Origin of the sequence: Kribbella monticola (assembly GCF_003261635.1) — a bacterium.
GTDB lineage: Bacteria > Actinomycetota > Actinomycetes > Propionibacteriales > Kribbellaceae > Kribbella > Kribbella monticola.
This window is the reverse complement of sequence record NZ_QFXK01000030.1, coordinates 403,043-416,051: the sequence shown is the minus strand read 5'-3', so window position 1 is coordinate 416,051 and position 13,009 is coordinate 403,043. Positions and strand designations below refer to the sequence as shown.

Below are 13,009 nucleotides of genomic sequence, written 5' to 3'. Positions count from 1 at the left end.
GCGATGCGCCGCCGGCGGAGCTGGTCGTATTGTCTTGGCCATGTCGGAGCGGACCGCGTCGCGCGTTGTGCTCGATAACCGGAGGTACTGGGAGGCACTGGCTCCGCACCGCAAAGGAGAGCCGGTCGAGTCCGTCCGGTCCGGCAGCGTGCTGAACGAGCACGAGCGGGCAGCGGTCGGGCATGTTGGAGGGCGCCGGGTTCTGCAATTGGCCTGCTCGGTTGGGGACGAGGCGCTGACGTTCGCTCAGATGGGGGCAGATGTCACCGCCGTCGACCTTGCGCCGAGCCACCTGGCTACAGGGAGGGCGAAGGCCGAAGCTCTGGGCCTGGTCGTGGACTTTCAAGAGCAGGACATGATGAATCTGGACCAGCACCTCACTGGCTTCGACCTGGTCTTCATCTCCTGGGGTGGTTTGTGCTGGGCACCCGACATCGACGCTTGGGTGCGGCTGGTAGCTCAACGGATCAATCCCGGCGGCTCGCTGGTGATCAGTGAGCATCATCCCCTGTGGGAGGTCCTCACTGTTGCGGGCGATGGTCATCTGAGCGTCAGTGCCGACTACTTCAATTCGGATCGCGACGGCTATGCCGACCCGTTGAAGGCACCGGAGATCACCAGGACGCTTGGAGTTCCGGATCTTCCTCACAGGAGCTTTGTCTGGAGCATCGGCAGCGTCGTCAGCGCGGTGCTGGCGGCAGGCATGACGGTCCGGTCGTTGCAGGAGTTTGCCGAAGCGGATATGTACCCCGGTCTCGGCGAGGGCAATGGTTGTATTCCGGCGACCTACCTCCTGACCGCGGTCCGCTGACTTCGTGCGGTGCCGGATGCGAGAACAGACAGCCGGCACACGATCTGGTGATGGTCCGGCCGGCTGATCAGGACGCCGGCGGTGACGCGAGTCCATCGCGTCCACCGCGAGCGGTCATCGGCCGGACCGGGAGAGGCACGATTTGGGCCGAGCGCGTCGAAGTCGGCGACGGAGGAGCCGAGGATCGGGGTGGGAGGAGTCGGGCGACGTAGGAGCCGGCGACTGGGTGGGCTATTCCAGCCGCGACGAAGGAGCCGGCGTTCAGGGTGGGAGGAGTCGGGCGACGTAGGAGCCGGCGACTGGGTGGGCTGCCTTAGCCGCAACGGGGGTGGCTTCTCAAGCCTGTAGTTGTTTCTCCAGGGCTTCGGCTTCGGTTGTTTGGCCGAGGGTGCGGAGGCGGTCGGCCAGGAGCCAGCCGGTGCGGTGCCAGGATTCGTCGCCGGTGGGGAGGGTGGTGAAGATTTCCTGGAGCATGGTGGCGTCGGTGGTGCTGTGTTCGGCGATCAGGAGGCGGGCGTTGAGCAACTGGCCCTCGAAGCCGCCGCGTTCGTAGTACTCCGCTGCGTGGCGCGCCTGCTCGACTGCCTCACCCACCGAGCCCTGTTGCATCTTGAGCATCGCCAGGTCCCAATGGATCCCTGCCTGCTGGAAGAGCACGGGCTGCTCGGCAGAAGGGAGCGAATCGAGTACCGGCCGCGCGCGGTCGAGCAGTTGGTCCACCATGTCGAACTCACCGGCGTACCGGGCCGACTGCGCAGCCAGCCGAACAGCTTGGACGTAAGCGAGTGGCAGCTCGGCCGCCTCGAAGTGCTCGGCGGCGGCGAGGAAGGTGTCGACGGCTTCCTTGTCGCGGTCCATGCGTTCGAGCAGCAGGCCCTCGTCCTGACGGAGGTTGCCGAGCCATTGCGGGTGGGCGTCGGCCGTTGCCTCGGTGAGCAGCAGGCGAACCTGTGCCAGCGCGGAGTCCAGCTCACCCAGAGCTCGATACGCATCGACGAGTACGCCGCGTACGTCGGCTTGGAGACTCGCGAGCGACGGATCCCGCAGTACGGGCAGTGCCTCTTCGCCGGTCTCGGCCGCTTCGAGGGCGCGACCGGTGAGCAGGTAAGCGCGGGCGAGTTCCAGGCGACAGATCGCGATGTGTACGTCGGCGTCGGTGGCGCCCGTCGCCAGGGCGATCGCTTCCTCCAGATCGGCGACGGCCTCGTCCGGCCGGTCCAAGGCGATCCGGATCCAGCCGCGCTGCCGATACGCAAACGACCTCGGCAACTCATGCCTGCTGGCGAGTCCGGCAGTTGCGGCGTCCTCGGCCTCGTCGAATTGTTCGCGTTGGATCAAGAGATTGCACTGAAGGATCCCCGCGGCCGCGCGCAGATCGTCCTCGGTGCCGGGCCCGGAACGGAGAATCGCCAACTCCTGCAGGGATTCCTCGACCCGACCGGCTTGGGCAAGCAGCGTCGCGAGCGAGTACCGCCAGCCGCCCTGGCGTCGAGGTTCGTCATTGGCGATCAGCCGGCGCAGTGGTTCCTCACCGGTTACCAGCGCTTCTTCGATCCGGCCGGCTTCGCCCAGAACCCTGGCGATCCGGCCGCGGTCGCGCAGGAGCCGAACCTCCTCGCCGAGCTCGGAGTACAGCGCGAGCGCCTCGCGCCAGGCGTTCAGTGCCTCGTCGTCTTGGCCAAGCGACGCCAGGCCGCGACCGTCGAGCAGGCGCGCCTGGTCGAGCTTGGTCCGCTCGCTCTCGGGCACCTCGCGCTCGAAAGCCTGCCAGGCCGCGATCGCCTGCTCACGACGATCGTTCTGCCACTCTTCCTCGGCCCGATCAAGCCAACCGCTTCCCGACGGATCGGGGCCCACAGCAACATCTTCCACCGAAGCCACAGCCGATGCCGAGGCCGACGACGCCTGGCTGCGTGCATAAGCCCGCCGAGCGGTCTCCGACAAGGGCAGGTATTCCAGCCACGGCTCGGCCCCGAGAACAGAGCAGATCTGGTCGCTCTGATGGCTGGTCCCGTTCCGTACGTCGAACTGCGCCGCCAACTCCAGCGCCCGCTCAGCCAACTGGGCGGACAGTTCCGCCGAGGCGATGTCGGGCTCCTGCGGACGCCGGATCATCAGGTCGACCCGGCTCAACGCGAGCGCGGCCGCGGCAGCGAAACGCATTTCGGCGTACGGGCTGGGTGGTTCCGCGAGATCGGTCAGGTGACGTTCCACCAGTTCCACAGCGCGCGTCTCGTTGCCGGTGCGGGCGCAGAAGAGCACGTGTTCGGCGTACGTCTCCAGCTCGCCTGGGTTGTTACGCAGCGTCCGATAAGCCCGCCGATGCGCGTCGACCGCCTCGGAATGCATGCCCTCGGCAACATAAGCGGGAAGCAGTGTCGTCAGCAGTTGCTGCGGCTGCTCGTTGCAGGTCAGTTGGCCGTCCAGTACGCCGACTGCGAGCGCCAGCGCGTCGGCCGGCTGCCCGATCTCGATCAGGTGCCGCGCCTTGCCGGTCGGGTCGCACCCGACGCAGTCGGACAGGTCATCGCGCGGCGTGGTCGACCAGAGCCGGAACTCTTCGGCCGCAGCGGCCTCGTCACCGATGTGGTTCGCGACGAGCCACCGGTAGTGGTGGACGACCTGCATGCTGTGCCCGCCGGCTCGCCACCTTCGTTCCATGTCGTCCAGTACTGCGTAGGTCTGGTCGAGCGAGACTTCGGGGAACTTCGCCAGCGTGTTCGGCGTGTACTTGAAGCACCACAGGAACGTGTGCTCGTGCCGCTGAAACTTCGCCGGATCCGCATCCCAGTCCGCCACACAACGAGCGAACGGCACGAGCAACTTCCGCGGCTCCCCGCCCATCACGTACGCCGTGACGAGCGTCAGCCGCGCGAAGAAGGCCAGCTCTTCGTCGGCGGACGCGTCCGCCCGGCGTACGACGTCCTCCAGCAGGGCCGAACGCGCTTTCCCGTACGGCGTACTCATGGCGCGGTCGAGTCGCTCGAGCAGGTCGCCGTCGCTCATCGCGGGTCCTCCTGGGTCGGGACGGCCTGATCCAGCAGGCCGAGGAAGGATCGATTCACCAGTGCGGAGTCCGCCGGGCCGATCGGGTGGTAGCCGAGCATCAGGGCGTGCCCGTAGAGACCTTCGACCGCGAGACGCGCGAGCTCTGGATCCGCCAGGCCGGCCATCCGGCGTACGAGGGGACTGCGGTGGTTCAGGACGAGTTGCGGGCGGCTGTCGTCATGGGTGTCGAGGGCACCCAGTACTTCGGACCACAGCGCGTCGGCCTTGCTCTTGGTGGATCGTAGCTCGGCGGCGAACTGCGCGGACCGGTCGACCAGATAGATCGCGGGCAGCCCGGCCGGGTCGAACGCGCGGACGACGACCTCGCAGCCGACCCCGTCGAGCGCCTCCTGGGCGAGCCGGACGAACGGCCTGAGCGCGAGCTCGGTCTCCGGGGCGAGACTGTCGAAGCTGGTGCTCAGCTCGGTCGGATCGAACCGGCTGACGGCCAGGCCCGGTACGACGTCGGGCAGCCGTTCGAGCAGTTCGGAGTCGTAGGTGTAGCCGCCGTTGACGACCGTGAGTTGCTGAGCGGCGGCGACCGCGGCCAGCTGGCGGAACTCCTCGATCGTCGCGGCGTACCGGATCTCGCCGTACCGCTCGTGCAGTTCGGCCGAGGTCATCCGGCCGTGGTTGGTCTCGAACTTGAGCCAGCGGTGGACCAGCCGGAGCAGCTCGTCGTCGTGCAGCGCGAGCGCCTTCACGCCGAGCTGGTGAATGGCGAGGAAGCGGTCCAGCTTCTGCGGATCCGTGCTGCCGAGGCGTACGAGCCAGCCTCTGAGCTGTGCTCCGAGAGCTTCGCGGGTTTCCTCGAGATTGCCGTCGTCGAAGAGCGCCTCGCGGCTCGCGGTCGGACGCAGCTCGGAGGTGTCGATGACAGCCCGGACGAAGAACGCCCAGTCGGGCAGGAGACCCTCGACGCCTTCGGCCAGCAGCATCCTCTTGAGGTAGACGCGGTGAGTAGCGCGCTCGGCCGGGTTCGCGGGGAAGGGCAGCACGAACGCGACCCCGGTGAGCCCGGCGGCCGGGTTGTTGAGCGGAATGACGTCGAACGGGGTGAACCCGAGCTTGTCCTGCGCATACCCGACGAGCTCTGCCCGCTGGGTCGCGCCGGTGCTTTCCCAGGGCGCCTTGCCTTCGGTGACTCGCTCACCGTCCACGCGGATCTCGAGCGGGAGCAAGGCGCCGAAGAGCTTGATCAGCTCGATGACCGTGGCCTGCTTGAACCACTGCTCGGCGCCACGGCGAGCCTTGAGCGTCACCGTAGTACCGGTTTCTGCGGCCGCGTCTGCCTCGCTGATGGTGTAGCGGCCGTCCGCCGCACCGATCCAGCGGGTGGTCCGCCCGGCTGTGGGTTGTGTCAGTACTTCGATCTCGTCGGCGACCATGAAGGCCGACAGCAGACCGATGCCGAACTGGCCGAGGAACTCGGTCCGCGCGAACCCGATCTCGTCCCGCTTCGAACTCCGCCCGATCGTCGCCAGCAGTTCCCGTACTTCGTCCGGCCTGAGCCCGATCCCGGTGTCGGTGATGCTGAGCCGATCCGGGCCGGTCCGTACGTCGATCCGCCCCGGCGCCTGTGGCTCAGCGGCCTGACGCGCGGTGATCGCGTCGACCGCGTTCTGTAACAGCTCTCGCAGGTAGACCCGCGGACTGCTGTACAGGTGATTGCTCAGCAGATCGACGATCCCGTGCAGATCGACCTGAAAGTTCTCGCTCCCCATCCCCAGCCTCTCGCTCCGCCCCGGCTGCCACACGGTACGCCATCACAGGGGCTGGGTCTTGCCCGTATCGGTCAGGGGACGCGCGGCAGGAAATGGATCCAGTTCAGGACGCGGGCGCCCAGTTTGGCGGTGCTCAGATGACTCTCGGCCGCTTCGAGAACCTTGGTCTGACCTTTGAGCTCGGCCAGCTCCTCCGACAAGGCGATCGGGCGATTCGAACTGTCGTAGATCCGTACTTCGGCGGCGCGCTCGCGGCACTTGTTCACCGCGACGCCGGCGCCGAGACCGTCGACCAGCAGGTCGGACATGTCCTTGTCGGCCAGGTCGGACGTCTTCTCGGCGAGTTCGTTCATCGTGAAGGCGCACTGGGCGATCGCCGCACCGGCTCTGGTCCTGCCTTTCAGCGCATCGATCAAGGCTGCTTGGCCGAGTGACGCGACTTTGGCGGCGACGAGTTGATGCGCTTCCCAGCTGAGGCTGAGCGGAAGATCGATCGTCCATTCGAGATCGGCGGTGGGAATGCTGGTGGTGATCACGTCTTTCGGTGGCAGCAGGGCCCTGGTGGTGAAGACATTGCGGAAGGACGTGATGTTCAGGGTGGGCGACCAATGGGTGACGCCTGCAGTGGTTCTCCCGTTGTTGTGCAGCACCCAGACCGCGTCGCTCTCGTTCCGCAGATAGGTGGCCGTGCCCGTATCGTTGACGCAGGCAACGATCTTGTCGACGTACTCGAGCTCTGCCGGCGTTTCGGTCATGATGTCGAGGCCGTGACCGTAGTTGCCTGGGCAGTCCTTGTCGGGTACCTGGTAGGTGGCGCGTTCTGGCCGTTCCGAGCTGGGCCCGGACAGCGGCGATGACGGCGGCGATGACGGCGGCGTCCAGGTCGTTGACGGTGGCGGGAAGCCGCCGGTGTCTGTGCCTCCACCTGTGCCGGCGCCGGTGCCTCCGCCTCCGCTGCCGGTTCCCTTGCCGCCGCATGCGGTCAGGCACAGCGCTAGCAGCATGATGAGGACGATGCCCCGCGTGATGACCTTCATCTCGAACCCCCCGGTCCTGATGATTGTGACTGTAGGTCACGACGGTCGATGACGGAAGGTGACAGGTCCTCCTTGGTGACTCACTGATGGCCGACTTGAAAGCGTGGCGAACATATGTTCGACTGTCGTCATGCGATGGGCTGGGCAGCAGATCGACGCGGAGACCCCGGGAGCACTGCCGGGGTTGGGGTCGATCGCGGGCCTGGTGCGGAGCGTGACGACGCCGGAGTTCCGCGGGGTGACGTTCCACGAGGTGGTCGCGAGATCCGCGCTGAACTCGGTGCCTGGCACCGGGCTCCCCTTCAACTGGACCGTCAATCCGTACCGCGGTTGCACGCACGCCTGCCGCTACTGCTTCGCCAGGCCGACCCATCGCTACCTGGAGCTCGACCAAGGCCTCGACTTCGACCAGCAGATCGTGGTGAAGACCAACGTCGCCGACGTACTGCGCCGAGAGCTCGCCAGACCGTCATGGCGCGGCGAGCAAGTTGCCCTGGGCACCAACACCGACCCGTACCAACGAGCCGAGGGCCGCTACCGCCTGATGCCAGGCGTCATCGAGGCACTGGCAGACTCCGGTACGCCGTTGTCGATCCTCACCAAGGGCACGCTCCTCAGGCGCGACCTCGCCCTGCTCACTGCGGCCGCCGAGCGCGTGCCGGTCGGAATCGGCATCTCGTTGGCCCTCGGCGACGAAGACCTCCGCAAACGCCTCGAACCAGGCGTGCCGTCCGTCCGCGGCCGCCTCGACCTGATCCGCGCAGTACGCGAGGCCGGCCTGCCCTGCGGGGTGATGGTGGCGCCCGTCCTCCCGTGGATGACCGACTCCTCAGATCAGCTCGACGCCTTGCTGGGCGAGCTTGCGGACGCCGGCGCGACCGGAGTGACCACTCTCGTCCTGCACCTACGACCCGGCGTGAAGGAATGGTTCATGGGCTGGCTCGCTCAGGAGCGCCCGGACCTGGTGAAGCGCTACGAAGACCTGTACTCCCGCGGCACCAACGCGTCGCCGAGCTACCGCCGCGCTTTCACAGAGAAAGTGCGCCCCTTGCTCGACAAACACGGCTTCGGCTCCTCGTCCCGCCATCGGTCGCGCGCCAACAGCACACCGGTAACTCCACGCAAGCAACTCGGAATCGTCGACGTCCCGGGAAATGGCTCAGAGTCCGGCTGGGGAGAACCAGACCCCACCCACACCCGCTTCCGAGGCCCTCGCAAACGCACTGCTCCCGTCCCAGCAGTCGCCCCAGACATCAACCAGGACACACTTTTCTAGCACCTCCCGCCCCGCCGGCGTAGGAGGTGTGTGGGGTCAGCGTTGGGTGAGGATTTGGGGGCCGGCGTCGGTGATGGCGACGGTGTGTTCGGCGTGGGCTCCTCGGGTGTGGTCGGCGGAGCGGAGGGTCCAGCCGTCTTTGTCGATGACGTAGACGGAGCCGGGGCCGTGCCAGAACCAGGGTTCGATGGCGATGACGTGACCGGGGCGGAGTTTCAGGCCGCGGCCCGGCTGGCCGCCGTTCGGTACGTGGGGGTCTTCGTGCATGCGCCGCCCGATGCCGTGGCCGCCGAAGTCCAGGTTGGTGCCGACGCCGGCGCGGTGGCCGACGGCGCCGATCGCTGCGCCGATGTCGCCCAGTCGAGCGCCCGGAACCGCGGCGGCGATCCCTGCTGCCAGCGCCTCCTCGGTGGTGGCGATCAATGCGAGGTCCTCCGCGTTCGGAGTACCGATGATGAAGCTGGTGGCCGAGTCGGCGCACCAGCCGTCGATCGAGGCGCCGCAGTCGACGTTCAGCAGGTCGCCGTCGGCCAGGCGGAGGTCGCTCGGGAGGCCGTGCAGTACTGCGTCGTTGACAGAAGTGCAGATCACGCCGCTGAACGGGATGGTCGCGAAGCCGGGCTGGTACCCGTCGAACAGTGACACGGCTCCGGCGGACCGGAGTACGTCGCGGGCGACCTCGTCCAGTTCGCGCAGCGAGACGCCGACCGCTGCTTCCTTCTTCACTGCGGTCAGCGCCGAGGCGACGACCTGGCCGGCGGCGCGCATCTGATCGATCTCGCCCGCCGTCTTCAAATCGACCATCTGCTTCTTCCTCAACCTCACGTGATAGTTATACCGGTACTACTATCACGCTTACGGTGCGCCCTCGGTTCTCCCGGCGGGCGGCCGAGCCGGAGCTGGGCGGAAAATCCTTTGTGTGCTGAGGATTTCGGGCCTTAGGGTCCAGGTATGGCTATGAACTGCTTTGTGATGGTTCGTCGTGCCCGGCTCCGGGCAGGCGAGGGGTGCCTGGGGATGGCATCCGCTCGATAGTCGTTGGGCCCAGCGGGTCGTGGACTCGGCCGGGATCAGTCCCGGTGAGCTCGTCCTCGATGTCGGAGCCGGCCTCGGTGCGTTGACAGCGCCGCTGGTTCGGGCCGGGGCTCAGGTGGTCGCCGTGGAGCTCCACCCTGGCCGTGCCGACCGATTGCGCCGGCGGTTCGCGGATGCACCGGTGACGGTGGTTCGTGCTGATGCTGCCGATCTCCGGTTGCCCAGCAGACCGTTCCGGGTCGTCTCCAGTCCGCCGTACGGGATCTCCACCTCGTTGCTGAAGAGGCTGCTCGCGCCGGGTTCACGCCTGGTCTCGGCCGACCTCGTCCTGCAGCGCGCCGTGGTGAACCGGTGGACCGCCGGAGCCGCACCAGGAGCCGCCCGCTGGTCGCAGTACTACGATCTGTCGATCGGGATTCGCCTTCCCCGCAAGGCTTTCACCCCACCGCCCCACGTCGATTCCGCCGTCCTGCTCATCCGTCGTCCTATTCGCAGCACAACTCGCAAAACATGAAAGGCCCCGCCTTCCTGAAACAGGAAGGCGGGGCCCAACTATCGGATCAGCCGTGCCAGGAGTGCCAGAGCGCCGCGTACGAACCGTTCTGGGCGACCAGCTCGTCGTGGCTGCCCAGTTCCGTGATGCGGCCATCCTCGACCACGGCCACGCGGTCGGCGTCGTGGGCCGTGTAGAGGCGGTGGGCGATCGCGATGACGGTGCGGCCTTCCAGTACTGCGGCCAGCGAACGCTCCATGTGCCGCGCGGCCCTCGGGTCGATCAACGAGGTCGCCTCGTCGAGCACCAGCGTGTGCGGGTCGGCCAGCACCAGTCGCGCCAACGCCAACTGCTGCGCCTGGGCGGGAGTCAAAGTGTGCTGCCCCGACCCAACCCGCGTGTCCAGACCGGAAGGCAGCGCGAGCGTCCACTCACGTGCGTCCACTGCTTCCAATGCTGCGAGTAGCTCGTCATCCGAAGCATCCGAGCGCGCCATCGTGAGGTTGTCTCGCAGCGTGCCGACGAAGACGTGGTGCTCCTGGGTGACCAGTGCGACCTGCTTGCGCAGCTCGTCCAGCGGCAACTCGGTCATGCCGACTCCGCCGACGTTCACCGATCCGGCCCGTGGTGGATGGATCCCGGCGACCAGCCGGCCGAGGGTCGACTTGCCGGCACCCGACGGGCCCACCATGGCGATCCGTTCGCCCGGCTGGACCACCAGATCCACGCCGTGCAAGACGTCCCGCCCGTCGACGTACGAGAACCGGACGTCGCGCGCCTCGACCAGCTCACCGTTCGGCGTACGGCCTGACGGTGTCCGGTCGTCCGGTACGTCGGTGATGCCGAGCAGCCGGGCGAGCGAGGCGCCGCCGATCTGCAACTCGTCCATCCAGGAGATCAGCCGGTCCACCGGGTCGATCAACTGGTTGACGTAGAGCACCCCGGCCGTGACAGCACCCAGCGAGACGTGCCCACCGAGGTGCAGCCAGCCGCCGAACAGCAGGGTCCCGACGACCGGAACCAGGTAGCCGATCTCGACCACGGGGAAGTAGATGGTCCGGAGGAACAAGGTGTACCGCTCGGCGTCGTACGAGCCGCGGATGTCCTTGTCCGACTGGCGCACACGCTGCTCGTACCGCTGGAGAGCTTCGACCGTGCGAGCACCCTCGACTGTCTCGGCGAGCGAGCTCGTCATCTGCGCGTACGCCGCGTTCTCGCGCAGGTACCCGTCTTTCGCACGGCGCAGATACCACCTGGTGCTCAACGCGAGCACCGGGACGAGAGCGAGCAGCGGCACAAGCACCCACACGCCAACGAGCAGCGCGGCACCGACCGTGAACAACACCGTCACGAAAGCGACGATCGTCTCCGGGATGGCCAGCCGTACGGTCTTGGACAGGGCGTCGACGTCGCGCGACGTCCGAGTCAGCAGGTCACCCGTACCCGCGCTCTCGACCGTGCCGATCGGCAGCGCCAGCGCGTTGTCGACGAAGTCCTCGCGAAGCTCGGCGAGCACCTCTTCACCGAGCGCGAAGGAGCGGAACCGAGCCCACCGGGTGAGCAGCGACTGCACCACGACAAACACGGCGATCACCAGGATCACCTGGTTGACCTTGCCCGCGGTCGTGCCGTGCTGCACGTCCTCGACCAGTCCACCGATCAACCGCGGAGCGACCAGACCGGACACCGCGGCCAACGCGTGCAGGCCGAGCGCGATCAGCAGAGCACGCGGGTGCCGCCGGGCCAGACTGCGCGCATACCGGCGGACGTCCGCCGAACTCGCGACAGGCAGGATCTGTCTCACGCCGGCACCTCCTCGTCCTCGGTCTGCCTGGTCACGGTGCTGCGGTACTGCGGTTGCTCCTCGAGCAGGTCCCGGTGCTTGCCGACAGCAACCACTCGACCGTCGGCGACGAAGATCACCTCGTCGACGCGATCCAGTAGCAACGGGCTGGAAGTCAGTACTACGGTGCTTCGGCCGGCCCGGTGCTCCGCCAGCCGCTCGGCGATCCGCATCTCCGTGTGCGCGTCCACCGCGGAGGTGGGCTCGACCAGCACCAGCACCGACGGGTCCGCAAGCAGCGCGCGGACCAGGATCAGCCGCTGCCGCTGCCCACCCGAGAACGAGCGGCCCTTCTCCTCGACATCGGAGTCGAGCCCGTCGGGCAAGGCGACCAAGACGTCCTCGGCCGACGCGGTCCGGATCGCAGCCAGCAACTCCTCATCCGTACGCCGGTGTGCCGGGTCGAGTTCGTCGCGCAAGGTGCCGGTGAACAACTGAGTGCCCGTGTCGCTCACCAGGATCCGCCTGCGCACGTCTGCCCGGGTCGCACTGGCCAGCGTGACCCCGCCGTACCGGACCTCGCTGGTCTCGTCGTACCGGCCGAGGCGGTCGGCCAGCACAGCGGCAAGGTCGGCCTCGGCGGACACGATCGCGGTGAGCACGCCGTTGCGGGCGCGGATGCCGGAGACCGGGTCGACCAGGTCGCCGCGGTCCGGCAGCGTGACCGGCTCGGCCGGATCCACCACGTCCGGGGTCAGCATCATCACCCTGTTCACCCGGCCGGCCGCGACCAGGCCGCGCATCAGCTGGTTGGCGAACTCGGTCGCCGTCCGCAGGGGCAGCACCAGGAACATGGCATAGCCGTAGAACGCGAGCAGAGTGCCCGCGCTCAGCTCGCCCTTCAACGCGAAGTGGGCGCCCAGACCGACGACGGCCACCACGAAGATGCCCGGCAAGAGTACCTGAGTGGCGTCCAGAGCCGACTGGATCCGGGCCACCTGCACACCGGCGCGGCGGACCCCTTGCGACTCGTCGCGGTACCGCCGGGAGAAGGAGTCCTCGCCGCCGATGCCACGCAGTACGCGCAGACCGGAGACGATGTCGGAGCCGAGCGAGTTCAGCTCGCCGACCGCCTGGCGCTGGGCGAACTGCTTGCGGTGCAACGGCCGCAGCATCGGCCCGAGCGCGAACAGCATCACCGGGACCCCGATCAGCACCACCAGGCCGAGCACGGTCGACGACTGCAGCAGGATCACCGCGACCACGGCGAAGGAGACGATCGAGCCCGCGAACCGGGCGCAGACCTCCATCAGATTGCCGATGTAGGACAGGTCACCGGCGCCGATGCTGACCACCTCACCGGTGGCCAGGTTCTTCGGCAGGGTCGCGCCGAGGTCGGCCGACTTCCGGGTCACCACCTGAACCGTCCGGTACGCCGCGGAGAGCCAGTTCGCCACGGCGAACCGGTGCCGCATGATGCCGGCCAGCGCCTGCACGACCCCGACCGCGGTCAGCGCGACCGTCCACAGCACCAGCCGGTCGCCGTTGCGATCAGCGACGCCCTGGTCGATGGCCTTGCCGAGGATCGCTGGGATGAAGGCCTGCGACCCCATCCACAGGATTCCGAACGCCATCCCGCCCAGGAGCGTGGTCTTCTGACCGCGCGCCACCCACCACAGATAGCGGGCAGGCGAACGGTGATCGGGCGTACCGGGATCGGCGACAGGAAGCTGTTTCATAGCCCTCTCAGGCTAGGTGGCCGCACCGACAGAACGCATGTGATTAAAAGCTGCCCCGAGCCC

The 13,009-nt window shown here is 67.6% G+C and carries 9 protein-coding genes; 3 read left to right on the top strand and 6 right to left on the bottom strand.

Translation table 11 applies throughout. The annotated features are described in order from the left end of the window. Positions 1-40: 40 nt before the first annotated feature. Complete coding sequence (locus DIZ26_RS18325; RefSeq protein WP_112242911.1) at positions 41-811, top strand: class I SAM-dependent methyltransferase; 771 nt, start codon at positions 41-43, stop codon at positions 809-811. Positions 812-1,147: 336 nt separating this feature from the next. On the opposite strand, the gene DIZ26_RS18320 is transcribed toward DIZ26_RS18325, so the two are convergent. The 3 genes from DIZ26_RS18320 to DIZ26_RS18310 form a co-directional block, all read right to left on the bottom strand. Continuing rightward, on the bottom strand, positions 1,148-3,817 hold the full coding sequence (locus DIZ26_RS18320; RefSeq protein WP_112242909.1) for a tetratricopeptide repeat protein: 2,670 nt from the start codon (positions 3,815-3,817) through the stop codon (positions 1,148-1,150). Beyond that, positions 3,814-5,583, bottom strand: a complete 1,770-nt coding sequence (locus DIZ26_RS18315; protein ID WP_112242907.1) for an HSP90 family protein — start codon at positions 5,581-5,583, stop codon at positions 3,814-3,816. Before DIZ26_RS18315 ends, DIZ26_RS18320 begins: the two co-directional genes overlap by 4 nt. Before the next feature lie 71 nt (positions 5,584-5,654). Beyond that, complete coding sequence (locus tag DIZ26_RS18310; RefSeq protein ID WP_112242905.1) at positions 5,655-6,620, bottom strand: hypothetical protein; 966 nt, start codon at positions 6,618-6,620, stop codon at positions 5,655-5,657. Between the two features lie 130 nt (positions 6,621-6,750). Between DIZ26_RS18310 and DIZ26_RS18305 the strand changes: the two genes are divergently transcribed. After that, positions 6,751-7,896 (top strand): Rv2578c family radical SAM protein, encoded by a 1,146-nt coding sequence (locus tag DIZ26_RS18305; RefSeq protein ID WP_112242903.1) that lies wholly within the window; start codon positions 6,751-6,753, stop codon positions 7,894-7,896. A 36-nt stretch (positions 7,897-7,932) separates the two neighbouring features. Here the strand turns inward: DIZ26_RS18305 and map are convergent, their stop codons facing one another. Then, positions 7,933-8,700: a type I methionyl aminopeptidase gene (gene map / locus DIZ26_RS18300; protein ID WP_112242901.1), complete on the bottom strand. Its 768-nt coding sequence runs from the start codon at positions 8,698-8,700 to the stop codon at positions 7,933-7,935. A gap of 178 nt (positions 8,701-8,878) precedes the next feature. On the opposite strand from map, the gene DIZ26_RS18295 reads away from it, so the two are divergent. Next, positions 8,879-9,445 carry an rRNA adenine N(6)-methyltransferase family protein gene (locus tag DIZ26_RS18295; RefSeq protein WP_112242900.1) on the top strand — a complete coding sequence of 189 codons (567 nt, stop codon included), beginning with the start codon at positions 8,879-8,881 and terminating at the stop codon, positions 9,443-9,445. A 46-nt stretch (positions 9,446-9,491) separates the two neighbouring features. Here DIZ26_RS18295 and DIZ26_RS18290 read toward each other — a convergent pair whose 3' ends face one another. Together DIZ26_RS18290 and DIZ26_RS18285 are read right to left on the bottom strand one after the other, a co-directional pair. Next, positions 9,492-11,228, bottom strand: coding sequence for an ABC transporter ATP-binding protein (locus DIZ26_RS18290; protein WP_112242898.1), 1,737 nt, complete (start codon positions 11,226-11,228; stop codon positions 9,492-9,494). Next, positions 11,225-12,946 (bottom strand): ABC transporter ATP-binding protein, encoded by a 1,722-nt coding sequence (locus DIZ26_RS18285; protein ID WP_112242896.1) that lies wholly within the window; start codon positions 12,944-12,946, stop codon positions 11,225-11,227. Before DIZ26_RS18285 ends, DIZ26_RS18290 begins: the two co-directional genes overlap by 4 nt. Positions 12,947-13,009 lie beyond the last annotated feature (63 nt).

Excerpts from the sequence above, each read along its gene's own strand:
- DIZ26_RS18325 (WP_112242911.1), top strand. The coding sequence starts at position 41 with ATGTCGGAGCGGACCGCGTCGCGCGTTGTGCTCGATAACCGGAGGTAC.
- DIZ26_RS18320 (WP_112242909.1), bottom strand. The coding sequence starts at position 3,817 with ATGAGCGACGGCGACCTGCTCGAGCGACTCGACCGCGCCATGAGTACG.
- DIZ26_RS18315 (WP_112242907.1), bottom strand. The coding sequence starts at position 5,583 with ATGGGGAGCGAGAACTTTCAGGTCGATCTGCACGGGATCGTCGATCTG.
- DIZ26_RS18310 (WP_112242905.1), bottom strand. The coding sequence starts at position 6,620 with ATGAAGGTCATCACGCGGGGCATCGTCCTCATCATGCTGCTAGCGCTG.
- DIZ26_RS18305 (WP_112242903.1), top strand. The coding sequence starts at position 6,751 with ATGCGATGGGCTGGGCAGCAGATCGACGCGGAGACCCCGGGAGCACTG.
- map (WP_112242901.1), bottom strand. The coding sequence starts at position 8,700 with ATGGTCGATTTGAAGACGGCGGGCGAGATCGATCAGATGCGCGCCGCC.
- DIZ26_RS18285 (WP_112242896.1), bottom strand. The coding sequence starts at position 12,946 with ATGAAACAGCTTCCTGTCGCCGATCCCGGTACGCCCGATCACCGTTCG.